Annotated in this window: 21 protein-coding genes and 11 tRNA genes; 2 read left to right on the top strand and 30 right to left on the bottom strand. The window is 31.0% G+C overall.

All coding sequences use genetic code 11. The features are described 5' to 3' along the window. Positions 1–119: 119 nt before the first annotated feature. Positions 120–1814, bottom strand: coding sequence for a M3 family oligoendopeptidase (locus BCB68_RS04385; protein ID WP_094079679.1), 1695 nt, complete (start codon positions 1812–1814; stop codon positions 120–122). A 468-nt stretch (positions 1815–2282) separates the two neighbouring features. On the opposite strand from BCB68_RS04385, the gene BCB68_RS04380 reads away from it, so the two are divergent. Further along, a complete protein-coding gene (locus tag BCB68_RS04380) occupies positions 2283–4778 on the top strand; it encodes an AMP-binding protein (RefSeq protein WP_094079678.1) in 2496 nt (831 codons plus the stop codon). 237 nt (positions 4779–5015) lie between these two features. Here the strand turns inward: BCB68_RS04380 and ricT are convergent, their stop codons facing one another. From ricT to BCB68_RS04260, 24 genes are all read right to left on the bottom strand, one after another. Then, positions 5016–5528 (bottom strand): PSP1 family protein, encoded by a 513-nt coding sequence (gene ricT / locus BCB68_RS04375; RefSeq protein ID WP_094079677.1) that lies wholly within the window; start codon positions 5526–5528, stop codon positions 5016–5018. Then, positions 5525–6223 carry a RadC family protein gene (radC, locus tag BCB68_RS04370; protein WP_094079676.1) on the bottom strand — a complete coding sequence of 233 codons (699 nt, stop codon included), beginning with the start codon at positions 6221–6223 and terminating at the stop codon, positions 5525–5527. Before radC ends, ricT begins: the two co-directional genes overlap by 4 nt. 122 nt (positions 6224–6345) lie before the next feature. Next, a tRNA-Phe gene (locus BCB68_RS04365) sits at positions 6346–6421 on the bottom strand. A gap of 3 nt (positions 6422–6424) precedes the next feature. After that, a tRNA-Ser gene (locus BCB68_RS04360) sits at positions 6425–6511 on the bottom strand. A gap of 70 nt (positions 6512–6581) precedes the next feature. After that, positions 6582–6656, bottom strand: a tRNA-Glu gene (locus tag BCB68_RS04355). Between the two features lie 12 nt (positions 6657–6668). Beyond that, a tRNA-Ile gene (locus BCB68_RS04350) sits at positions 6669–6745 on the bottom strand. A gap of 3 nt (positions 6746–6748) precedes the next feature. After that, a tRNA-Arg gene (locus tag BCB68_RS04345) sits at positions 6749–6825 on the bottom strand. Positions 6826–6837: 12 nt separating this feature from the next. Continuing rightward, positions 6838–6913, bottom strand: a tRNA-Lys gene (locus BCB68_RS04340). A gap of 6 nt (positions 6914–6919) precedes the next feature. Beyond that, positions 6920–6995 (bottom strand) — tRNA-Gly (locus BCB68_RS04335). A 13-nt stretch (positions 6996–7008) separates the two neighbouring features. Continuing rightward, a tRNA-Leu gene (locus BCB68_RS04330) sits at positions 7009–7096 on the bottom strand. A 281-nt stretch (positions 7097–7377) separates the two neighbouring features. Further along, complete coding sequence (locus tag BCB68_RS04325) at positions 7378–8961, bottom strand: prolyl oligopeptidase family serine peptidase (RefSeq protein ID WP_094079675.1); 1584 nt, start codon at positions 8959–8961, stop codon at positions 7378–7380. 29 nt (positions 8962–8990) lie between these two features. After that, the gene (aroC, locus tag BCB68_RS04320) at positions 8991–10088 is read right to left on the bottom strand and encodes a chorismate synthase (protein WP_094079674.1); all 1098 of its coding nucleotides are present in this window, start codon (positions 10086–10088) and stop codon (positions 8991–8993) included. Positions 10089–10262: 174 nt separating this feature from the next. After that, positions 10263–12215, bottom strand: a complete 1953-nt coding sequence (locus BCB68_RS04315) for a peptidase (RefSeq protein WP_094079673.1) — start codon at positions 12213–12215, stop codon at positions 10263–10265. Positions 12216–12264: 49 nt separating this feature from the next. After that, entirely contained in the window at positions 12265–12885 is a 621-nt protein-coding gene (locus BCB68_RS04310; RefSeq protein ID WP_094079672.1) for a Type 1 glutamine amidotransferase-like domain-containing protein, read from the bottom strand. 162 nt (positions 12886–13047) lie between these two features. Next, a complete protein-coding gene (gene aroA, locus BCB68_RS04305) occupies positions 13048–14340 on the bottom strand; it encodes a 3-phosphoshikimate 1-carboxyvinyltransferase (RefSeq protein WP_094079671.1) in 1293 nt (430 codons plus the stop codon). A 128-nt stretch (positions 14341–14468) separates the two neighbouring features. After that, a complete protein-coding gene (locus BCB68_RS04300) occupies positions 14469–15005 on the bottom strand; it encodes a DUF2262 domain-containing protein (RefSeq protein ID WP_094079670.1) in 537 nt (178 codons plus the stop codon). A gap of 118 nt (positions 15006–15123) precedes the next feature. After that, a complete protein-coding gene (aroB, locus tag BCB68_RS04295) occupies positions 15124–16215 on the bottom strand; it encodes a 3-dehydroquinate synthase (protein WP_094079669.1) in 1092 nt (363 codons plus the stop codon). Positions 16216–16401: 186 nt separating this feature from the next. Further along, a complete protein-coding gene (locus tag BCB68_RS04290) occupies positions 16402–17280 on the bottom strand; it encodes a prephenate dehydrogenase (protein WP_237048704.1) in 879 nt (292 codons plus the stop codon). Positions 17281–17307: 27 nt separating this feature from the next. Beyond that, the gene (locus BCB68_RS04285) at positions 17308–17625 is read right to left on the bottom strand and encodes a putative heavy metal-binding protein (RefSeq protein WP_094079668.1); all 318 of its coding nucleotides are present in this window, start codon (positions 17623–17625) and stop codon (positions 17308–17310) included. Positions 17626–17654: 29 nt separating this feature from the next. After that, positions 17655–18680, bottom strand: a complete 1026-nt coding sequence (gene aroF / locus BCB68_RS04280; protein WP_094079667.1) for a 3-deoxy-7-phosphoheptulonate synthase — start codon at positions 18678–18680, stop codon at positions 17655–17657. A gap of 180 nt (positions 18681–18860) precedes the next feature. Next, entirely contained in the window at positions 18861–19883 is a 1023-nt protein-coding gene (aroF, locus tag BCB68_RS04275) for a 3-deoxy-7-phosphoheptulonate synthase (RefSeq protein WP_094079666.1), read from the bottom strand. Positions 19884–20366: 483 nt separating this feature from the next. Further along, entirely contained in the window at positions 20367–21176 is an 810-nt protein-coding gene (locus BCB68_RS04270) for an HAD family hydrolase (protein ID WP_094079665.1), read from the bottom strand. Between the two features lie 128 nt (positions 21177–21304). Further along, on the bottom strand, positions 21305–21667 hold the full coding sequence (locus BCB68_RS04265) for a response regulator (protein WP_094079664.1): 363 nt from the start codon (positions 21665–21667) through the stop codon (positions 21305–21307). A 54-nt stretch (positions 21668–21721) separates the two neighbouring features. Next, on the bottom strand, positions 21722–22528 hold the full coding sequence (locus tag BCB68_RS04260) for an HAD family hydrolase (RefSeq protein WP_094079663.1): 807 nt from the start codon (positions 22526–22528) through the stop codon (positions 21722–21724). Positions 22529–22735: 207 nt separating this feature from the next. Between BCB68_RS04260 and spoVG the strand changes: the two genes are divergently transcribed. Next, positions 22736–23017 carry a septation regulator SpoVG gene (spoVG, locus tag BCB68_RS04255; RefSeq protein WP_094079662.1) on the top strand — a complete coding sequence of 94 codons (282 nt, stop codon included), beginning with the start codon at positions 22736–22738 and terminating at the stop codon, positions 23015–23017. A 68-nt stretch (positions 23018–23085) separates the two neighbouring features. On the opposite strand, the gene BCB68_RS04250 is transcribed toward spoVG, so the two are convergent. The 5 genes from BCB68_RS04250 to BCB68_RS04230 all read right to left on the bottom strand — a co-directional run bounded on the left by BCB68_RS04250 (position 23086) and on the right by BCB68_RS04230 (position 25418). Next, positions 23086–23772 carry a YwaF family protein gene (locus BCB68_RS04250; RefSeq protein ID WP_094079661.1) on the bottom strand — a complete coding sequence of 229 codons (687 nt, stop codon included), beginning with the start codon at positions 23770–23772 and terminating at the stop codon, positions 23086–23088. Positions 23773–23822: 50 nt separating this feature from the next. Further along, positions 23823–25031 (bottom strand): MFS transporter, encoded by a 1209-nt coding sequence (locus BCB68_RS04245; RefSeq protein ID WP_094079660.1) that lies wholly within the window; start codon positions 25029–25031, stop codon positions 23823–23825. Positions 25032–25123: 92 nt separating this feature from the next. Further along, a tRNA-Arg gene (locus BCB68_RS04240) sits at positions 25124–25200 on the bottom strand. Between the two features lie 23 nt (positions 25201–25223). Beyond that, positions 25224–25318, bottom strand: a tRNA-Ser gene (locus BCB68_RS04235). A gap of 14 nt (positions 25319–25332) precedes the next feature. After that, positions 25333–25418 (bottom strand) — tRNA-Ser (locus tag BCB68_RS04230). Between the last annotated feature and the right edge of the window lie 62 nt (positions 25419–25480).

The following is a 25480-nucleotide window of genomic DNA, read 5'->3' as shown; positions in this document are numbered from 1 at the left end:
ATTATATTTTTCAACTCTCATATTTGTATCTACAATTAGTATACCACTAAACATTTGTAAATGCAAGTAAAAAATAATTATTTAATTATATATTTTTTTTATAATTTAATATATTTTATTTATAATTTCATATCATCAATACTGTCCAAATATTCTTTTATCTTTGGCACAACTTCAGCTAATACGCCTTTTTCAAAAGGATTTTTTAAGTTTGCCGACTTCATCAACTCAAAAAATGGTTTACTTCCACCTAATTTACATAAATTTAAATATTCACTCCAAGCCTTTTCTCTATTTTCATTGGCTTTTATCCAAAACTGGAATGCACAAACTTGTGCTAAAGTGTAATCTATGTAGTAAAATGGCGATGAAAAGATGTGTCCTTGTCTAAACCAGAAAATTCCGTCTTTTAATTCTTCGACTTCTCCATAATCTCTTATAGGAAGATATTTTTTTTCAATTTTAAGCCATTTTTCTCTTCTTTCCTGTGGCGAAACTTCTGGATTTTCGTAAACCCAGTGCTGAAATTCGTCCACAGTTACTCCGTATGGAATGAATAAAAGCGCTTCTGATAAATGAATAAATTTGTATTTTTCGGTATCTTCTTCAAAAAATAAATTCATCCACGGCCAAGTTAAAAATTCCATGCTCATCGAGTGAATTTCACAGGCTTCGTAAGTCGGCCACAAATATTCTGGAACTTCATAACCACGGCTTTGATAAACTTGAAAAGCGTGTCCGGCTTCGTGTGTCAAAACATCGACATCGTGCGAGGTCGCATTAAAGTTCGCAAAAATAAATGGCGATTTGTAATCTGGAATGTAGGTGCAGTATCCACCGCTCATCTTTCCTTTTTTTGAAAGCAAGTCAAGTAAATTATTTTCAGTCATAAATGTAAAAAATTCGTCGGTTTCTTTGGACAATTCTTTATACATTGTTTTTCCGTTATTTAAAATCCATTCAGGTGATCCGTGCGGATCGGCATTTCCAGAATTAAATTTTATCGCTTCGTCATAAAATCTCAATTTTCCTACACCCAATCTTTTTTCCTGTCTTTTTCTAAGTTCTGTATAAATTGGCACAATGTTTTCTAACACTTGTTTTCTGTATCCAGCGACCATTTTTGCGTCATATTCAAGTCGAGATAATCTTTTGTAGCCAAATTCCACATAATTTTTGTAACCCAATTTTTTTGCCATCTTATCTCTAACTTTTACAAGCGAGTCGTAAATGTTGTCAAATTCTTCTTTATTTTCAGAGAAAAAATTAGCAACTTTTTTAGCCGCTTCAATTCTCACATTTCTGTCTTTCGACTGAGTGTAAGGCACCATTTGTGACAAATTTAGCTCTTTTCCGTCAAACTCAATTTTTGCACTTGCGATAAGTTTTTCATATTTACTTGTAAGTCTATTTTCTTCCTGAAAATCTGGGATAACTTCGCTAGAAAATGTTTTTAGCGTATTTTCAGCCAGGTCAAACAAAAATTTTCCGTATTTTTGGATTAGCTCTTTTTTAAATTTAGAATTTACAAGCGCTTTATAAAAATCATTTGTAAAACCAAATAAAATTGGACTAATTTCGTCCATATACTCGTTTTCCTTATCGTAAAATTTGTCAGTTGTATCAATGCTATGTCTAATTGACACAAGTGTCTGCATCGTATCCACATAATTTCTAAGTTTTATAATTTTGTCAAAATATTCACATTGTTCTTCCATGTTTTTAGAATTTTCAAAATTTTTAATATTTTCAGAAAATTCATCTTTTATTTTTTCTACTTCTATATGTTCGTATTTGTAGTCATTAAAATTCATTTCTTTACTTCCCTTCACTTAATTTTTATACCCAAAGATTACCACAGTTATGGAAAAAAAGCAATTTTTTTATGTAAATAAATAGAGTAAAATATTTAGGAGTAAATAAAAACTTCTATTTTAGATTTCTTATTCAACCCATAAAATTATTAAAATAACATTTTTTTCTTTTTTATGCAGAAGTGCTATACAAAAGATGTTGTGATTTTTTTGGAGTAAAGACGACTGTCTGAACGAAGTGAGTTTCGGCTTTGCTTCAAAAAATGCTTAGACGAGCGTGGGGATTATAAGGGGAAATGGCGGTCCTTTCCCCTTATTTAAAACAATAAAAAACTATATTAAACAAAATAACATCCTATAATCAAAATATGCCCCTAAAATTTTTACACTATCTCCAAAATAGAAAAAAATAGCGTATCAACCCAAAATGTGATATAATTTTTTTATCTAAAAAGAGGAGGAAAATATATGTTTTTACAAAGAGCGGACAGACTTGCTTTAGTCGATTTTAAAAATAGACATATAAATTATACTGAGCTTATAAATAATATTAAATATTTTTCAGAATATGTAATAAATTTAGAAAAAGACAGATTTGGACTTATAATTATGGAAAATCGTCCCGAGTGGATTTATGGATTTATGGCTATTTGGGATAAAAATTCGGCGGGAATTGCACTTGATGCGAATAGCAACCCTCAAGAAATTTTGTATGTGTTAAATGACGCAAATCCTGATATTATTTTGTGTTCTGATGAGACTCAAAAAAATATAATTGATGCTGTCAATCAATATGAATTTAAAGATAAAATAAAAATAATTAATGTTGATAAAGTTAAAATCTCAGAAGAAAAGTTAAATTTTATAAGAAATTCAGATTTTGAGTTAAATAATCCGACTGGAAATGAAACTGCTGCTATGCTCTACACTTCTGGAACGACTGGAAATCCCAAGGGAGTTATGCTCTCATTTGATAACTTAAATTCTGAAATGGAAGGAATTTATGAAAAAGGAATTTTTGACTACCGTGACCAAATTTTGGCGCTGCTTCCATTTCACCACATTTTGCCACTTACAGCGACTGTGCTTTTGATGTTAAAATATCAGACTTCCATCGTTTTTGTGGAAAAAATTGCAAGTAAAGAGATTTTCGAAGCTCTTGAAAAAAATAGAGTTACAGCGCTAATTGGGGTTCCAAGAGTGTTTAAATTATTTTATGATGGAGTTATGGAGCAAATTAATGCAAAATTTTTAACAAGAACTATTTACAAAATTATGAAAAACTCAAATTCTATAAAATTAAAACGAAAAGTATTCGCAAAAGTTCACAAAAAATTTGGAGGACGTTTGGATTTCATCGTCGTCGGTGGAGCAAAAATGGATCCTGAAATTTCAAGATTTTACGAAACTTTGGGAATTTATTCTCTGGAGGGTTACGGACTTACTGAAACTTCGCCAGTTATAGCAGTAAATTCTAAAAAAGAGAGAAAAATTGGAACCGTTGGGAAAAAACTTTTTAATGTCGAAGTAAAGATTGAAAATGAAGAGCTTATGGTAAAAGGACCAATTGTGATGAAAGGTTATTACAATAAACCGGAAAAAACAAAAGAAGTGATTACTGAAGATGGATGGTTTAAAACAGGGGATTTGGCAACAATTGACGACGAAGGATTTATTACAATTCGTGGAAGACGAAATACGATGATTGTTTTATCGAATGGTAAAAATATTGATCCTGAAACCCTAGAAGATAGAGTTCTAAAAAAAAGTGACGGACTTATAAAGGAAATCGGAATTTTTAATCATAAAAATAAACTTGCGGCAATAATTGTTCCAGATTTATTGGAATTTAGAAAAAGAAATATTACAAACACAAAAACTTACATAAAAAATATTGTTGAAGACTACAACTTAAAAGCTCATAACTATGAAAAAATACTGGATTATAAACTTTTTGAAAATGAATTGCCAAAAACTCGAGTTGGAAAAACAAGAAGATTTATGTTGCCTGACTTATACGAAAAAGGTGAAACGGATAAAAAAGAAAAAGTAATCGAGCCAGATAACGAAATTTACAGAATTTTAAAAGAATATGTCAAAAAGAATAAGGGAATTGCTCCACAGCCACAAGAAAATCTGGAACTTGAAATTGGAATGGATTCACTTGACATCGTCGAATTTTTTGCATATATTGAAAGTAACTTTGGAATTAGACTGGATGAAGATGAGTTTTCTAAAATGCCTAATTTGCTTTTGCTTTCTGAATATATCAACCAAAAAGCTACAAAAATTGAAGATAATGAAGTTGACTGGAAAAAGATAATTGATGAAACTAAACCGATTGTTGACAATAAAAATCGTTGGGTTACAAAAATTTTAAAACCACTTCAACCAATAGTTGATTTGTATTTTAGGACAAAAAAAATAAATAAAAAAAATCTTACGGCAGAACCTCAAATTTTTGTCTCAAACCATCAAAGTTTTGTTGATCCAGTTGTATTAGGAACTCTGCTTCCACGAAAAATATTAAATAACACTTTATTTTTAGCAATTGACTGGTATTTTAAAAAAGGTTTTATGAAACTTCTTGTAAACCATGGAAATGTTATTTTAGTTGACATAAACAAAAATATAAGAAAAAGCGTGGAAGAGATTGTTGGACATTTAAAAAGTGGTAAAAGTGTGCTAATTTTCCCTGAAGGTGCAAGGACAAAAGATGGTAAAGTTGCCGAGTTTAAAAAAGTATTCGCAATCATAGCTAAAGAAATGGGTGTAGATATTCAGTGCCTTGGGATAAAAGGCGCATTTAACGCATATTCGAGATATATGAAATTTCCAAGACCGAAAAAAATTGAAGTTGCGGTACTAGAAAAATTTAAGCCAGCTGGCAGTTATGACGAAATTTGCAAGAAAGCACAAAATATTATAAAAAAATATGTGGAAAATTTAATAATAAATAATTAAAATTTTTATGAAAAATAAAAATACATAAAAATTAAATTTATAAAAAACAATTTTTTCTTAACATAAAAATAAAAAAAGATAAATTTTAGATATTTTCTAATTTTTATCTTTTTTAATTTTTTATTTTATAGTAAAACTGTTTTAAAACCGAACTCAAAAACTATGACTATTTTACTCAACTCCTAGATTTATATAATTTTTAATAATTTAATTTTAAATAGGTTTGAGTATATAATTTTACCAATAAATTTCTCTTCCATATTTTCCAAATGCTGATAAGATACGACCTTCATCATTTACTTTAATTTGATAAAACTCCACTCTCTTTTTAAAAGTTCTGTTCACTTCTTTTACCAATTCCCTAAAATCAAGTCTTTTTTCCGCTGTAAAATAAAAAATTAGCTTATTTTCATCAAAAGTATACTCGCCAATTACAAGATTCATTTCAGGAAGAAATCTTTTTACAATTTTTTTACATATAAAATAAGCCTCGTCTGCCTTTTTATCAAGCTCCGTAAGTTTATTTATTTCACTTTCATTCAATTTTCGCTTAACTTCACGCATTTTAAGTTCTTCTTTTTCCTCCAAAATCTTTTCCTGATTTAACACAGCATCTAAAACAATCCCAATCTGCTCTCCCCGAATGGTATCAACCAAGACATAGTCTCCTTTTTTATAATTTTCCACTTCATTAATTATAAACGGATAAACTTTTTTAGTTTTCCTAAATTTTATATTTATTATTTTCACAATATTCCACCTTCTAAAAAGCTGAAATATCCCCGCTCACTAATTATCAAATGATCCAAAAGCTGTATTTCTATCTTGTCAAAAAGTTCTTTTATCTTTCTTGTCAAAAAAATATCTGAATCTGATGGCTTTAACGATCCAGATGGATGGTTATGGACAATAATTATTGATTTTGCATTATAATTTAATATCTTTTTTATCAATTCCCTGATATAAACTGTACTTCTATCCAAAGTCCCAAAAAATAACTCTTCTTCTTTCAGCAATTCATTTTGACTATTTAAAAATAAAACTTTAAAAACTTCAACATCCCTTTTTAAAAGAGAACAACTCAAATAATTTAATAATTTAGTATTACTGGATATTTCGATTCTTTTGTTATAAATTTTTTTATACAACCCATTTTCAATTATTTCAAATATCAATTTCAAAAAAACGACAGCTCTTTCTGTCACATTTTTATTTTTTTGCAATTCTTCGCCAGATTGCTTCAAAATAGAATACAAATCCCCATATTTCAAAAGCAATTCTTTAGCAATCCCCCTGCAATTTTTTCGCACAATTGTATAAGTCAAGAGCAATTCCAAAATTTCATAATCCTGAAGCCCTTTAGTTCCAACAGTCAAAAATTTTTCTCTCAACCGCTTGCGATGCCCTTTTTCTTTTTCTTCATCTTTTTTTAAAATTTCTTCCATTACAATCCCCTCAATTTTTTAACCCTTTTTTATTATATCGTATTTCCCTTTTTTTTTCAACAAATAAAAAAAAAGATGTTTTTATAAAACATCATACTTAAAATACAAATTATTGAATTTAATGGTGCCCAGACGCGGAATCGAACCACGGACACAGGGATTTTCAGTCCCTTGCTCTACCGACTGAGCTATCTGGGCATATGGCGGGTGAACTGGGATTCGAACCCAGACATCTTGCGATTTCGCCGGTTTTCAAGACCGGTCCCTTAGCCGTTCGGACATCCACCCACAACTTAAAAATTTATATTATAATTACTTCAAAAAAAATACCACATATTAATATGGTTTTTAAAAAAAATGGTACGGTCTAGGGGAGTCGAACCCCTGTTGCCAGGATGAAAACCTGGAGTCCTAACCACTAGACGAAGACCGCATAAAATTCAAATGGTGGATCCAGCTGGACTTGAACCAGCGACCGCTCGGTTATGAGCCGAGTGCTCTAACCAGCTGAGCTATGGATCCATATGGCGTGCCTGAAGAGATTCGAACTCCTGGCCCACGGCTTAGAAGGCCGTTGCTCTATCCAACTGAGCTACAGGCACATATGGTAAAAATGGTGAGCCATACTGGGATCGAACCAGTGACACCTTGATTAAAAGTCAAGTGCTCTACCGACTGAGCTAATGGCTCATACTTTGGAGCGGGAGACGAGGGTCGAACTCGCGACATTCAGCTTGGAAGGCTGACGCTCTACCAACTGAGCTACTCCCGCATAAATATGATTGTGGTGCCTCGGGCCGGACTTGAACCGGCACGGAATAATATTCCACAGGATTTTAAGTCCTGTGCGTCTACCGATTTCGCCACCAAGGCATAATCTTTTTTCAAAATTCCTAACTACCCAGTTAGTATATCATATATTTTTTATCTTGTCAACACTTTTTTTAATTTTTTTTGAAAGTACATTGTATAATTAAGTGTAACAAAAAAATGCATTAAAAAACATAGTAAAAATGATATACTAAAATATCTCGCCTAATTAGAAAAAATCATTTTTACTATGCAAGGTAATAATAACATAAATTTAAAAAAGTTACTGCAAATATTTAATTTTTTCTGAAAAAGACAGCTCCTTTCTAAATTTCTCTAAACTTTTATCTGTTTTTTATTTTTTTCTGAAAATTCATCCACTCGAACACATTTTCAAATGTCTTTCCTTTCAACTGAGCTTTCTTGTTTCCACCTTTCCCAGAATTGCTTGGCTCAAAACCAAAAGTTGACTCATCTTTAGAATTTTTTATTTTTTCTCGATTTTGCACACCTTCCACTTGATTATTTAAAAAATATATCCACGAAAAATGTCCTGGAAATCTAGAATTTGGCTCATCTGTCCCTATCACATTTTCATAGTACGAATACCACGCATTATCTGCTCCAGCCTTCAATAAATCTCTGTATGTTGGAAGCGAAAACTTTTGCGGCGTTACAATTCTATCATCTGCCGCTGCGATAAACCAAATTGGCGTTTTTTTCATTTTTTGAATTTTTTCCTTTGTTACCCATAATTTCTTTGTTTCTTTAAATTTTGAAACTGCACTATTTTCCCCGCCTGCAGAAACTTCAATATCATTTGTTTTATAAGTTCCGTCAGCATTTCTCTCATATTCATAATAAGCATACGCCTCACAAATTGGTACAGCCGCTGCAAAATAGTCTGGATAATTAATTATCATATTTACTGTCATATATCCGCCGTTTGAATCTCCAGCAAGATAAATTCTTTCTGTATCAACAGATGGATTATGTTTCACATATTCTTTAATTGTATCCATCAAAATTTGAGTATATCGTGAAATTCCACTTCCGTTACCATTTGTCCCGTCACCTTCGTCCATCCAGTAAGTAGGCGACTGCACAGCTAGCACAAATGCTCCCTTCGTATCAGTTCCACTCGTAGTAAAATATTTCTGAATTTCCTCTTTCGCAAGTGCTGAAGTTTCTGTTCCCAAAATGTCAATATCAGGATCATCTCCACCTTCACCTTGTCCATGAAGCCAAATAACTAATGGTTTTGTCTCACCTTTTTTCAAATTTTCAGGCTCATATGCAGCCATTTCCAATTTCAAATTTTCCATCTTTTTAGTAATCGGATTTTTGTAATTTCCACTAAATGAACTTCTGTAATTAAATAATGCTGTATCACTTGAAACACGATTATTAATTACATCTTCCTTTTTATTAATCGCATAATCTTTCCCATCAACAGTAACTTTCCCGTCAATTTCTACAACATATTCTTTCGCCCATTCATTAAAAAATTTCTTAATATTAAATGAAAACGGTGAGCCTTCGTATTCCAAAGTCTTCTGATTAAATACATTTTCCAATTCAAGCGTAACAATTCCAGTATCAAAGGCTTTTTCCCCCTTATCATCTGAAATATATACATTAGTTACCTTTCTCTCAACTCCATTAGTCTTGACCTTCCAATTATTTTTATCAAGCCCAGTAATTCGATAATCATCCATTTGCAAAATAATTTTACTCACTGTAGGCCCACTTTCAAAACCTTTTACAAAAATACTGATTTTCTTTACTCCATCATAATTCGGTAATTTCACGGACTTTTCACTTACCTTCCTAAAATTTCTTGTTTTTACATCAATCTTTTTAGCACTATTCCCGACTACTCCAATCGCTAAAAGAAAAAATATTGCAGTCATTAAGCTTTTTTTCATAATTTTCTCACTTTCTCTATTTTAATTTTTTACAATTGATATTTCTTAGCTTCCAACAACCTATCCAAAATTACAATCGCCGTAGCCGCCTCCAGTACTGGCACCGCTCTCGGCACTATTATTGGATCATGTCTTCCATGAACTTCTAAAATATCATTTTTCTTAGTTTCAAGATTCACAGTTTTTTGTGCTTTTTCAATTGAAGCCGTCGGTTTTATCGCCACTTTAAATGAAATTGGTATTCCAGTAGTTATTCCACCTATGATTCCACCGTTATTATTTGTAAATGATTTTATTTCTCCATTTTCATCAAAATACATTTCATCATTCGCCTCATATCCTGTCATTTCCGTAATTCCAAAGCCTGTCCCAAACTCTATTCCCTTTGTAGCTGGCACCGAGAAAATCATTCTCGAAAGTTCGCTTTCCATTGATTCAAAATATGGATCTCCTATTCCCGCAGGAAGTCCTTTAACCATAAGTTCTACAATTCCACCAAGTGAATTCTTTTCTTCCCTAGTTTTTTCCACAGCCTTTTCAATTTTTTCCACAATTTCCTCATTCAAGACAGGTAAAGTCATATTTCTGAGTTTATCAATATTTTCCTCTATAATATCGCTTTCCACAAAATCTCTATCTTCAATATCTTTCACTGATTTAATGTGAGCTGCAATTAAAATCCCCTGCTCCTTCAAAATCTGTTTTGCAATCGCTCCAGCAAATACCAACGAAGCCGTTATTCTCCCAGAAAAATGTCCGCTTCCACGAATATCATTAAATCCGTTATATCTATTAAATCCGCTCCAGTCTGCATGTCCTGGTCTTGGCTTTCTTTTTAATTCGCTGTAATCCTTTGAACGCTGATTTGAATTTCTAATAATCATTGCAAGCGGTGTTCCAGTAGTTTTTCCATCAAAAAATCCGCTCAAAATCTCAAATTCATCCTTTTCCACTCTAGGTGTTGTCAATTTAGATCTTCCAGGTGCTCTTCTTCTCATTTCCTGCGAGATAAATTCCAAATCCAGCTCCGTTCCTGCTGGAATTCCATCAATATTTATTCCTAATGCACTACCATGCGATTCTCCAAAAATCGAAATTTTATAATTTTTTCCAAAATTTGCTGCCATTTTTTTACTCCTTCTATTTTATGCAAATCATAATAAAAAATGATTTTTATCTTTTAACAATTTTTCTTTAATATATTTTAAAATATTCCACAATACTTTAAAAATTTAATTTTTAACTTTATATCCATTTTTAATAATATCAATCTTTATTTGCAACTTTTAAGATTGAAAACTCTATTTTTCAGCCTTTACTAAATCTTTATAATTTTTAACTTTTGTTTTTTCTTCTTTTGAAAGTAAATTATATAATTTACGAACCATTTCCACATATGATTTTTTCGTATATTTTTCGCCAGTTCTCTTATTCAATACTATTTTTTCAGCGTTCGGAATATCACTTATCAATTTACTCACAATAATATAAGGTTTCCAATCTTCTGTGTAAATATCACTTTTTCCATTAGGCGTATATTGAGCTGTGTTCAATTCAGCAGTCCCAGATCCTTTTTTAATATTTCCATTTTTATCACGACCAAGCCATTTATTTTTCAATTGTTCCACTTTTCCACGAGCTTGAGCAGTTTCCCGTCTTTGCTCAAATAGCCACTCAAAAGGATAATCTATTTGATATCCATATTTCCAAGTCGACATATGCGATCCCTTGCTAAATTCTCCCCAGTTAATTCCAGTACCTGGTTTTGTATTATCGTGGATTGTCATTTTTTTATCAATTTTATTTTGCTCTTCAATTGAAAGATACGGATCCCATTCATCATGAGCAATTTCAACTCCTGCAGCCTTAAAATATTCCTGAATCGTTTTCCACAAACTTGTTGCCATCAAATCATTTGAAGCTGTATGAACCAATATATTATCATCAGAAATCATATAATACCAATTTTGATAATTCTTTTTATCAAGTCCAAACCCATTAAAACTAATCGAATCATTTTGTGGTGAACGAGCTGGCGCACCATTATTTTGAAAATCTTTATTATAATTATTAGACCATTGAGAACCTAAAATTGCTACACCTGCAAAAAAATTATCTCTTTGTGCCGCCATATCTAAAAGAAGCATTCCTCCCATAGATTGACCTGTTCCATAAATACGGCTTTCATTAATATATCCTTTATATTCCTTCAAAACAGAATCCAAAAGTTCCCAAATTGCTGGATTTTCTTCGCTCGAAGAAACAACATCATTAGTAGAACGACGATTTTCTTCAACTTGTGGAACAATGATTATTGCTGGATGTTTCTCTTGAAGTTCTTTACTTGCCATTTTTGCAGCCGCTTTTGTAGAAGTCAGCGAAGCCATTGGATCAGTATCATTTGCTCCTGCGTGTTCCATATGAAGTACAACCGAAATATTTCCTTTATTCTTTTCTAAAACTTCTTTATTTGGAATATAAATTGCATAAGGTAACTCAAAATTCTCATATTTCCCAGTATATTCACTATATGCCTTAGTTGCCTTAAATCCTCCATTTCCAATATAGTTTATTTTCCAACCACTATTTTTGTCAAATTCTGGCAAGATAATTTTATTTTTATCTGCTGTAATAATACTCTGCTTAACTGTTTCACCTGTTGGTCTAGTTTGCTGTTTATCTTCCAAAGTATAATTTGAAATTTCCCTCGTTCCAGCAGCAATTTTTCCATTCTTACCAGTAACCTCTCCAATTTGTTTCACTCCAGCCATCATTGTGCTCGTATAGGATAAATTCTGTCCCATAAGCATATATGCTGTATTCACTTCAATAATTACATATTTTCCCTCTTTAGTACCACCATTTTTGGAAATTTCTGTCTTATCATTGACATAAATTTTCGTAATTTGCCCTTCATTCCCTTTCATACCATCTCTATCAATTTCCACAGTTTTCTCAAAACCATCTTTTTTCTCGCTATAAATCGCATAATCTGTAATCTCATAATCATTTTTATCCACAGAATCTGACTTAATATTCTGATTATACTCAACAATAATCGCCGAAGTTTTCGCACCTTCCAAATCTACAAATCCATAAGATTTAACATTAACAATTGCATTATCAGCTAAAATTGATTTTGATATTTTACTTTTATTCACAGTTTTTGCAACAGAAATAGTACTAAATGTCATTCCTGATAAAAATAAGACCATCAGTCCAAAATATAGTTTCTTTTTACAATTTAATTTCATAAATTTTTCTCCACTTCTCACAATACTTTTTCCACACTAACGTTTATTTTTACTTGTTATCATTTTTTACAACAAAATCTTTTCCATTTACAAAAACTGCCTCACTATTACTTATTGGAAGCAATTTTAATTTATTTCCATAAATTTTTATAGTTTCTTTTGTACTTTCGACAAACGGAAATTCATTATTATGTGGCAAAATATAAAAATCTGTAATATTCATTGCTTCATAATTATCTAAATCAGGAGCAATTTCCTTATTATCCATTATCTGATTGTATTCTATATTTTTAGAAGTAATAATCGCTCCAGCCGATTCTCCTATATAAAGCATTCCATTTGAAATTTTATTTTTAATAGTATCCAAAATTTTTTTACGTTTTAGCTCCTGCAATAGATAAAATGTATTCCCACCTGATACATACAAAATTTTTGTATCCTTCAATATATTTTCTATTTTTTGTTTTTCTGTTTTTGAAATATCTAAAATATTTATTGAAAATCCCAATTCCAAAAATGCCTCCTTAGCTTCGTCTACATATCCTTTATAATCTTCAGTGTTTGAAGCAGTAGGAACAAACGTAATTTCTTTTTCTAGTATATCTTTTAAAAATTCTTTCACTAAATTTTTCGTTCCCGCTAAATATGATGTCAAAAATAATTTACTCATATAAATTCCCTTTCCTAACGGTTTTAACAATATTTAATTAAATTTCACATTCGCATATTCAATTAACTCTCTATTTCTATTTTAAAAAATTTTATTTTAAATTCTACCATTTTTAACTTATTTTTCTATTACAAATAAACTTTATCTTTCTAAAAAATCTTTTTAAAAGTCTTTCTCTATTTCTCCACCCATTTTCACAAAATCATCCCAGAAATGCGGATAAGATTTTCTAACGCTTTCAGCCTCTTCCAGAATTATTTCCTTTTTGCATCTTGTTGAAGCGATCGCAAGCGACATTGCAATTCTATGATCATTCCAAGCATTTACAGTCACTCCGCCTGCAAATCCTTCTACACCTTGAATAATTAAATTGTCTCCTTCCTCAGTCACATTCGCACCAAGTTTATTAAGCTCTGTTTTTATTGAAGTAATTCTATCCGACTCCTTAATTCTAAGTCTTTCTCCATTAATAATTCGAGTTTCTCCTTCGCTCAATGCAGCAAGCACAGTCAAAATCGGTGCAATATCAGGACATTGAGAAATATCAATCACAGTTCCTTTTGTTTTAGATGGCTTCACAATCACATAATCATCCAAAATCTCAAGGTTTGCACCCATTCTTTCAACAATTTCTATTATTTCCTTGTCACCTTGTAGCGAGTTCTTATTCACATGCAGGCATTTCACTTCATTATCCTTGTTTGCAGAAATTATTCCAGCCACAATCCAGAACGCAACTTGTGAATAATCCCCCTCAACAGTATAATTAAACGGCTTATAAATCTGATTTCCCCTTATATCGAAACTCTTATAGTCATTGTTCACAATTTCAATTCCTGCCAGTTTCAATATTTCCAATGTCAAATCAATATATCCCTTAGACTCCAAATTCTTATTAATAGTCAGCTTTGAATCTCTGTCCAAGAGTGGCAAGGCATACAAAAGTCCCGTAATAAACTGTGAACTTATATTCCCGTCAATTTCATAATTTCCTGCCTTCAATTTTCCATTTACTGTAAGCGGCAATTTCCCATTCTCATTTTTATAAAAAATTCCCTGCTTATCAAAAATCCTATAATACGAGTCAAGCGGTCTGTCCACCAGTTTTCCTTTTCCATCGAAAATCAGTTCATTTTCACTTGTAATCCCAATCGGTATCAAAAACCTGATTGTAGATCCCGACTCATTACATTGTACATATTTATCTTTCGGAACGACTTTCCCATCATTCCCGATAATCTCAAGAGCACTCTCAAATCTTTTAATTTTCGCTCCCCAGTTTTCCATAATATCTGTCGTTGTTGTAATATCCACAGAAAACTTCAAATTATCAATCTTTGACTTCTTCCCGCCTTCAGCTAATGCAGCCGCAATTACCGCCCTGTGTGAATAACTTTTTGATGGTGGTATTTCTATTGTACCGTTTAAGGTGCTTGGTTTTATTTTTATTTTCATACATCTTTCTCCTTTTTCTATTTATTTTTTTCTCTTCATTTTAGGTCTAAAAGAAGCCTTTAAATCAAAACCTTTACTCAAAATCTTATCCTTATCCAAATCCTTTTTCAACACTCAAAACTAAAAATTTATCCTATAATATCCGCTTCACTGCTAAATTCCCCGCTAACATTCCCCATTAAATCAATCCAATGCCCTGCAAAAAATACTTCATCATCATAAAAATACACCGTAAAATCTCCGTCAGAAGTTATGTTCAAACTTTCTAAATAAATTCCATTTTTAAAAACTTCTTTTGAAACTTTTTGTTCTTTTAACTCTTCCTTTTCTTTTTCCGTAAATTTAGAATTTGAATTTTTTTCAAGTATTTCTATCATTCCATCCACATCTTCCTCATCGACCGAAGAAAACCAATCTTCCGCTAACCAACGCAAATCTTCCACAATTCTATCTCTTATTCTCTCATCCCATTCTTTTTGATTGAGATACATAATTTTAAATTGTTCAATTGCCCCTTTAACTTCTTCTACTTTTTTCTCTTCACTCCAATTATGCCCAATTCCACCATCAAAACTCACACTTATTTTTCTCCCAAGCCACTCAACTTCAGTTTCAAAATTTTTTATTTCTCCAAAAACTTCATCTTTAATAATTTTATTATCCATCTTATTCCTCCATTTTATTCTTTTTTAATTCAAGATTTTAATAAATTTATCAGACACTGCCTAACCTTTTCAATTTTCCAATATAATCACACATTTATATTTCCACACTTGCAAATGCTTACTCAAAAATCTCTTCCGCCCCAATCTTCATAATCTCAACTTCCCCAATTTCCTTCAAAATTACAAAATTAATTCCATCACTCGTACTTTTCTTATCTCTTTTCATAATCTTAGCAATCTCATCTTTTGGATACTCAATTTCAGTCGGCAAATTCAATGCCTTAAGCAATTTTGCAATTTTCACAGCTTCCCCTTCTTTAGTAAATCCTTTTTTCTCCCCAATTTTCGTAATATCCACCATCCCAGCAGAAATCGCCTCTCCGTGTGAATATTTTTCATAATTTGTAAACTGCTCAATCGCATGACCAATCGTATGCCCAAAATTCAATATCATTCTCAAGTTGCTTTCCTTCTCATCTTTTTCCACAACTTCCTTCTTTATCTCACAAGAACGATAAACAAGCTCATTCACATACTTCATCAAATGTTCACGCAATTTTTTTATATAATTTTCATCATCTTGCGAAACCCCAACTTTTTCCACAATTTCCACAAGTCTATCAAAAAATTTCTTGTCATAAATACATCCATATTTCACAATTTCCCCAAATCCGTCGTAAAAATATCTATCTGTTAGTGTATTTAAAAAACAATTATCAATTAAAACAAGTTTTGGCTGATGAAATGCCCCAACAAGATTTTTCCCCTCAGGCAAATCAACTCCAACTTTTCCTCCAACACTGCTGTCAACTTGCGAAACTATTGTTGTAGGAATTTGAATAAAACTAATCCCTCTCAAAAATGAGGCCGCTGCAAACCCAGCAATATCCCCAACAACTCCACCTCCAAAAGCCACGACTAAATCTTTTCTTTTTACACCAGCTTCTACCATCGCTGAATAAATTTCCGGCATAATTCCAATATGTTTGTTTTTTTCTCCAGCTTTTAGTACATAAACCGTGTAATCAAATCCACCAAACATTTTTTCATAAATATTTTTGTAAATTTCGTTCACATTCGAGTCAGTTATGACAAATAATTTTTTCCCGCTATAAATTTCTTTTATATATTTTGGAAAATCTTTCGCATAATTTTCTCCAATTAAAATATCATAAGAATTTTTTTCCAAACCAACACGTAATTTTTTCATAATTTTTTCTCCTAAATATTTATATTTTTATAATTCAAAAGTGAGGCTTTGACTACAAAACTCTTTTTTTGTGAAAGCACTCACTATTTTTTATCTTTTATATTTTTTTGTTTTTGTTTTTGATTTTTTTTAAAAAATTTTATTTTATTTTTATTTTTTTTGGAAAAATTTAGAACTAAAAATCTTTTAGTCTATTTTTTCCCTTCTTCTTGTGGAAATTATAAACTGCTCTTTTAATGTTCCAATGTCATCATTTTTCAAAGCATTTTTTATTATATCCAGTTCATTTTCAAACTGCTGAATCATTTTCAGCAAATTTTCCTTATTTCCCAAAAATAATTCTGACCACAAGTCTTCATTAATTTTGGCAATTCTTGTCAAATCTCTGAAGGAATCTCCGATAAATCTATTTGTATCATATTTTTGATTGTCGCTGTTTACGAGTGAAACCGCTATTGCGTGAGTAAGCTGACTTGTAAATGCAATTATTTCATCATGTTCTTTAGCGGTCAAAAAACTTACACTTTTGAAGCCCATTTTTTTAATTATCTCACTCAACAAATCCAGATTTTCTTTTTTATTCTTTTTATCTTTTATAAGAATATAATTCGCATTTTGAAAAACACGGCTATCCGCAAAATCAATTCCTCTCTTTTCACGCCCCGCCATCGGATGTCCAAAAATAAAATCAATTTTTTTTTCACTTTTTTCAATAAACGGATCTATCTCTTCGATTATTTTCCCTTTAATTCCAATAACATCAGTAATAATCGCACCGTCTTTAAAATTTTCAATATTATTTACAAAAAATGATTTCACAATATTCGGATAAAGCGTAACTACAACCAAATCCGATTTTTTCAAAGGATCTTTAGTTTTTACAAATCCTTCGGTTATAATTTTTTTCTCTTCAGCCTTTCTCAAAGTTTCTTCGTCAATATCAATCCCATAAATTGTTTTTACCCCAATATTTTTTAAGCTTTGAGCAAATCCCCCGCCAATCACTCCAAGCCCAACAATCGTTACCGTCAAATCTTCTATTTTTTTCAAATTATTTTTCATCATAATTCTATCTCATTTCACAATTTAATCTTAAATTACAACAGCTGTACCACTGCAGGTAACCATAAGCATTCCATTATCAGCACCCAACACTTCATAATCCATTTTTACTCCAACAATGGCATTTGCTCCCATATCTTTTGCTCTTTCTTCCATTTCTTTCAGAGCTTCAGTCCTAGCTGCTAGCAATTCTTTCTCATATCCTCCAGATCTTCCACCAAAAAAATTTCTAATTCCTGCTCCTATATCCTTTAAAATATTAATTCCTGTTATAACCTCACCAAAAACAATTCCTTTATATTCCAATATTTCTTTATCTTGAACTTTATTTGTAGTTGTTACAATCATATTTTTTTCTCCTTCATTAGCTAAATAATTTATTTTGCTTCAAAGCTCTTTCCTAACACATTTGCAATTTTTTCCACATCTTGCATCAAATCTTCGAATACGTTAAATTTCAATGATTGAGGCCCATCTGACAATGCCTTGTCTGGTTCAGGATGCACTTCTACCATAAGCCCATCTGCTCCTGCCGCCACTCCTGCCATTGCAAGCGGTTTTACCATCCAGTATTTTCCAGTCGCATGAGCTGAATCTACAATTATTGGTAAATGTGTCAATTTTTTAATCATTGGCACTGCATTTAAATCAAGTACATTTCTATAAGCTGTTTCGTAAGTTCTGATTCCTCTTTCACAAAGAACTACATTTTCATTTCCGCCAGCTAAAATATATTCTGCCGACATAAGCCATTCTTCTATTGTCGCACTAAGTCCTCTTTTTAAAAGCACTGGAATATTTGTTTTCCCAACTTCTTTTAATAAATCAAAGTTCTGCATATTTCTTGCTCCAAGCTGAATCATATCAACGTGTGGACCAAATTCGTGAAGTTGAGAAATTGACATAATTTCACATATTATTGGAAGCCCTGTTTCTTCTTTTGCCTTTTCCATAAGTTTAACACCTTCCATACCAAGTCCTTGAAATGCATAAGGAGATGTTCTAGGTTTAACTACTCCACCTCTTAAAATAGTTGCTCCTGCGGCTTTAACAGCTTTTGCTGTATCAATTATCTGTTTTTCATTTTCAACTGAACAAGGCCCTGCCATCATCACAAGATTACTTCCTCCAATTTCCACATTTCCTACTTTTACAATCGTATCTTCTGGATGAAATTTTCTACTTGCTCTTTTATACGGTTCTTGCACCCTTTGCACATCAATTACATATTCCAAAGATTGAATATGTTTAATATCAATAGAGCTAATATCTCCAACCAGTCCTAAAATTGAATATTCTGCCCCAATAATTGGCTTCACTTTAACATTATTTTCTTCTTCCAATCTTTTTATCAATCTTTCTAACACGCTTTTATCAATTTTCCCATCTACTTTTATAATCATAAATTTATTTCCCTTTCTTTTACTTTATTTTCTTTTCTTTTTTTATTTTCAGTTCTATTCTATTGTATTCTATTCTGTTCTATCAAATTTTCTAATTTTTATAATTTATTGCTGACATACTTTTTTATAAAATTTCAAGTGTTTCAAAGTTTTAAAAACAAAATCTATTTTTCAACAAAATTATTTTGCTTTAAAACTTTTTCCTAATACATTCGCAATTTTTTCCACATTTTCCATCAAATGTTTAAACACATCTTCTTTCAATGATTGTGGTCCATCTGACAACGCTTTATCTGGTTCCGGGTGAACTTCCACCATAAGTCCATCTGCTCCTGCTGCCACTCCTGCCATTCCAAGCGGTTCTACCATCCAGTATTTTCCTGTAGAGTGAGCTGAATCAACTATTATTGGTAAATGTGTCAATTTTTTAATCATTGGCACTGCATTTAAGTCAAGCACATTTCTATAAGCGGTTTCATAAGTTCTTATTCCTCTCTCACAAAGAACTACATTTTCATTTCCTCCTGCCAAAATATATTCAGCCGACATAAGCCATTCTTCTATTGTCGCACTAAGTCCTCTTTTCAAAAGTACTGGAATATTTGTTTTCCCAACTTCCTTTAATAAATCAAAGTTCTGCATATTTCTTGCTCCAAGCTGAATCATATCAACGTGTGGACCAAATTCATGCAATTGTGAAATTGACATCACTTCACATATTATTGGAAGTCCTGTTTCCTCTTTTGCCTTTTTCATCAATTCAATTCCTTCCATTCCTAGACCTTGGAACGCATACGGTGATGTTCTTGGTTTTACTACTCCACCCCTTAACATTGTTGCTCCATATTTTTTCACTATTCTTGCCGCTGTCATAATTTGCTTTTTATTTTCAACCGAACAAGGTCCTGCCATCATCACAAGATTATTTCCACCAATTTCTACATCTCCCACTTTTACAACCGTATCTTCTGGATGAAATTTTCTGCTCGCTCTTTTGTACGGCTCTTGCACTCTTTGCACATCAAGCACTCCTTCAATTGCCAAAACTCTGTTCACATCTATAACACTTGTATCTCCAACTAATCCAATTATTGTATATTCACTTCCATAAGACAAATGTGGCTTTAAATTAAGCTCTTCCACTCTTTTCAATAATTTTTCCATATTTTCCTGTGAAATATTTTCATCTACTTTTATAATCATAATTTTTCCTCCATTTATTTTTTATTTTGTAATAAAAAAACTCTCTATAATAGGAGAGTTGAAAATTGCACTTATATTTTATTATATAAAAACTCAATAAAATAAATTTATAAAAAGAAACTCATTGACAGAATTTTTATTACTAAAAAATATTTAATTTATAAACTAAAATTTACAAATAATTAATTTTAAAAAATTTATTAAATTCAATACTACTAAATTATGCAAAAACGCATATTTTCCTACCAATAACTACATTTTATAATTTTCATTTTCACTTCCAAAATTTGCAAAAAAGTGCAAATTATACCTACTATCCTACATTTTTTTATTTTTATTTTTTACTTGTTCATTCTATCAAAAATATAATTAATTGTCAACTGCCAACCTAAAAAATTCTCAAATTTTTATTTCTTAAAATAAGTACTAGCTGCAAGGAGAAATCAAAAATTTTTTCTCCTTACAAAAAATAAATAAAAAAATTCATTTTAAAAACAATTCCTGCAATTTTAGCGCTTCTCCATCTTCCATATTTTTTCCTACATATTCAAAATCACTTGGCAACAAATTTTTCAGTCTATCAATGGCGTTTCCCATAGCATAACCTTTTCCAACCATCGTAAGCAGCTCAAAGTCATTTTCTCCATCGCCAAAAGCTATAGCTTCTTCCAATTTTACATTTTCCTTTTCCAGCAAAAATTTCGCTGCAAGTCCTTTATTAGCTCCTTTTGACATAATTTCCATACATGTATCTGTAACAAAAATCACATTTACACCTTTAGTCACCTTCAAAATCTCCTTTTCCAATTTTAAAAGCTCTTCGTGGTCGCCAATATAAAAAATTTTTAAAATATCCAAATTTTTTAATTCTGTTTCTGGAACTTCCCTAAAATTCACTTTTACTTGATTAGTTATTCTGTCAAAGACATCTTGTGCTGTCCCTTTTGTTATAATCCATTCATTTCCAGAAAAGATATTGAGATGAGATTTTTTTGCAATATTTCTATAATCTAAATTAAGTATCGCATCAGAATCTTCTTTATTTAATCCTCTTTCATAAATCAACTTCCCATCTCCATCAAAAATTCTTGCACCATTTGCAGCAATCACAGGAATTTTTATGTCAAGCTGTTCTGTCACATAACCAATTTGCTCATAGCTTCTTCCAGAAGCAATATAAAATTTAATGCCTTTTTCCATTATTTTTTTTATTGTATCAATGGTGACAGGCGAGATATAATGCCCTTTGCCAATTAATGTTCCATCTAAATCACTAATAACTGCTTTATACATTTTTTGTCTCCTTTTACGAATTTTTATAAAAATCTTTTTAACTTAATAAACTCATTTATAGCGTCTAGAATCTTACCGTATATGAAAAATTTTTCCTAATTTTTTTAATTTATTCAGTAAATTCAATTTTACAAGAATAATTTTGAAAATGCATCTATAAATTCTTCATCAGTAAATGGTTTTGGTAAAAATGATTTTGCTCCTGCTTCACGTCCCATTTTTTGATAATTTGGAAACATCACCATTGTGCTGCAAATCAATATTTTCGCATTCCTATCATAATTTGAAATTTCTTTTGTAGCCGCAAGTCCATGCATATTTGGCATATTAATATCCATTGTCACAACTGTTGGTTTTATTTTTTTATACATTCTCAAAGCTTCCAGTCCGTCATTTGCTTCGTATACCTCGTATCCCATTTCTTCCAATATATCTCTTATATCTTCTCTTATATAAGGTGTGTCATCGACAACCAATGCTAATTTTTTCATAACAGTTTCCTTTCTAAAAATAATTTTTTTTTACAATTTTTTCACTTCAAAAAACTACAAATCAAATATTTCTTGCACTTTTTTAGCCATTCCATCATTTTCATTACTTTCAATAATTTCTATATCAGAAAGTTTTTCCAGCAGCCTATAAATAGAATTTTTCATTGCAAATCCAAGTCTCGTCTGCGTTATTAAATCATAATCATTGACTCCATCTCCAAAAGATACCGCATCTTTTAATGTAAGCCCATCTTTTTGCAGTAAAAAGTTAGCTGCGACAGCTTTATCACAAGTTTTTGAAAAAATTTCCAAACTTCTTTTATTTACAAAAACGATATTCGTTTCGTCATTGGTAACTTTTTTAACTTCTTTTTCCAATTCCAAAAGATTTTCATGATTACCCAAAAAAAATATTTTAGAAAAATTTTTAGTGCTAAAATCTTCAAAAGAAATCTGTTCTGGATACAATTTTCTCTCTGGCTTTTGCGCATAAAAATAAGCTTGTGCATCTTCGGTCACATACCAATTGCTGCCTGAATATCCATTTAAAATAATATCACTTCCAAATGATTTGTAATCCATCGCAAGTAATTTTTCGACATATTTTCTTGCAAGATTATTCACATAAATTTCAGCTCCAGATTCATCTAAAATTCTTGCTCCATTTGATGTAATTAATGGAATTTTTAGTCCAATTTCTTCCATAACTTCCTTTGCGCCAAGATAACTTCTTCCAGTTGCGATATAAAACTTTATGCCTTTTTTCAAGAGCAATTTAATAGTTTCTCTTGTGTATGGACTAACTTTGTGATTTTCATTCAAAAGTGTTCTATCCAAATCACTGACAATAGCTTTGTACATAAATACCTCCTTTGCTAATTTTAACACATTCTAAAATAAAATCAAAATTTTTATTTTTTTGATTTCTAAAAATTATTTTATAAAAAAAATAATTCCTTATCTATCTAAGTATAAAAAATATCAGGAAAATCTCTTGTTTTTTGCAACAAATGGGGTATAATTATATTGAAAAGGTAACAAATAACATACAGAAAAGGAGAAAAATTTATGAAAGTAACAGATGTTCGTATTAGAATTGGAAAAAAGCCTGAAGATGCCAATGATAGATTAAAGGCACATGTTGACATTACTTTTGAAGATAGCTTTGTTATACACGGTCTAAAAATAATTGACGGTCAAAATGGATTATTTGTAGCAATGCCTTCTAGAAAAATGCCAAATGGAGAATTTAAAGATATAGTTCATCCTATAACTCCTGAATTACGGCAAGAAATAACAAAAGTTATACTTGATAAATTTGAAGAAGAAAGCAATAAAACTGAAAAATAATTTTTTTTTTACGAACTAGCACAATAATCCCCCCTTTTTTAATACGGGATAAATTGTGCTTTTTTAATCTAATCGAATTCATTTTTTGCTTTTATTTTTGAAAGAAAATAAAGCAAAACTTCTAATAATACCATTCCAATTATTAAAACAATCCTATATATCCAAAATGGCTTTATAAATCCAAATATTCTAGGTTCAATATATTCTCGCAAGAACATTGCATTTATATCTTTAAATAAAAAATTATAAAATGCGGCATACAAAAATATTATAAGTAAAGTTACTATAGATTGAAAAAGCCCTTTTTTCGTAGGTTCTCCATCTAAATATTTTGCTCCAAATACAACTGTAAAAACAATCAAAGCGTGCATTATCATAAAAATATAGACATAGTAATTGTTAAAATAATTCGTGATTCCTGGTAGAATTAGCGCTAAAATAGGACCGAAAGATAGATAATAGACGACATTATACAAATATTTTGTCCTAAAAATTAGATAAAAAGCAGCAAAGATTGCCACAAAGTTGCAAAGATGAACAAGCATCACATTATAGATTGGCTCTTTTTGATAAATTACCCGATAGACAGAATCAACAACTTTAAAAAATAGCAAAAAATACCCCAAAAAAAGTGAATATTTTTTCAAATCAAGTCTTTTAAAAATTTTTGGAACAAAAAGCAGCAAAGTGCAGAATAATGCTGAAACAATAAATGTTTCTATATGAATTGGACTGAAATAACTAAAATTATACATAAATTTCCTTTCTCTATTTTTTTACAATTTTTTTAATTTTATCATAAATTTTAGTTTTTTTCTATTTTTTCTTTATCAAATTTATTAAATAAAATAAGTAAAAATACAATTCCCATTACAGCAATATTTGTAATAAAAGGCAAAAATTCACTCATTTTCAAAAGGTGTCCTGATAAAAGGGAGCCAATCGCATTTCCAAGCGAGCCAACAGCGGACGCCACTCCTAAAATTTTTCCTTGATTTTCTTTATATCTTTTAGCAATAATTGTATTTCCAAGTGATCTCACCATTTCGTAAGACATCGTATAAATTGCCATTATAACATACGGAATCACATCCAATTTCACTTCAAACAAAATTACTGCCATAAAAATTATTCCAATCAAAATCATAAATTTATAAATATTTTTTTCTTTAAATTTTGAAACCAATTTTTCCAGCAAAAATGCCGTTCCAAAAAAAGCGGTAAGTGAAGAAAACATCACAAAAGTTCCTATTGTATTTGAGGAAACTTTTTCATTAAACCGCAAAAAATAGTTAAGCGCATTGGCATATGAATAAATTCCTATTCCAGATAATAAAATTATAAGACAAAAATATCTTGAATAATTATCCAAATCTTTTATATATTTAAAAGTTGCAAATGGATTTAATTTTTTTGGATCAAGCTTTTCAGTTTTATCTTTTCTGCAAATTATTTCTTTCATAAGAAATAATATAATAATGGAAACGATGCTTCCACATATAAACTGCAGTACAAAAGAATATCTTGGGTCAATATCAGCGACCATTCCTCCAATTTTCTGACCAATTGCGCCACCTATTACAGTAGCCGAACTGACTTTGGCAATATTTTTAGCTTTCTCGCCACTTTTCGACAGTTGACTCACATACCCAAAAGCAATCGCATAAGTCCCACCAGATGCGAATCCTGAAACAACTCTTGCGATAAACACCAAAGGCAATTGGGGAACAAATCCAAAAAATAACTGAGAAGTCCCATAGATAAACGGCATAAAGATAAATAACTTTTTCATTCCAATATGATCTGCAATAGCTCCCAAATATGGCGACGAAATAAACATAGCCACACTCATAAATGCCAAAAGTTCTCCTGACACACTTTTTTCCCATCCTCTCATTTCAATTAGTGCTGGAGTTCCAGGATGTCCAAAATTATAGACAATTACACACAAAAACATCATTATTATCATTTTATTGATATTTTTTTTCTTTTCTAATTCTTTATTTTCTTCCATTCATTCTCCTTAAATTTTTTTTAAAATAAAAAAACCAATAAAAACTATTTATTGATTTTCAATGTCTAATATTTTTTTTATTTAATAAACTATGGCGCACCTGACAGGAGTCGAACCCATAACCTTCTGATCCGTAGTCAGACGCTCTATCCAGTTGAGCTACAGATGCAAAAAAACCTTCTTATAAAAAAATGGCGGAGAAGGAGGGATTCGAACCCTCGATCCAAGTTTTAGCCCGGATACTCCCTTAGCAGGGGAGCGCATTCGGCCATCTCTGCCACTTCTCCAAAATTATATTTAATGGCGGGTGAACTGGGATTCGAACCCAGACATCTTGCGATTTCGCCGGTTTTCAAGACCGGTCCCTTACCGTTCGGACATCCACCCACACGTTACATAAAGTATGTTATCATATTTTATATAATTTGTCAAATATTTTTTTATTTTTT

The organism is Leptotrichia sp. oral taxon 498 (genome assembly GCF_002240055.1).
Lineage (GTDB): Bacteria > Fusobacteriota > Fusobacteriia > Fusobacteriales > Leptotrichiaceae > Leptotrichia > Leptotrichia rugosa.
This window is presented reverse-complemented; position numbering and strand designations above follow the sequence as displayed.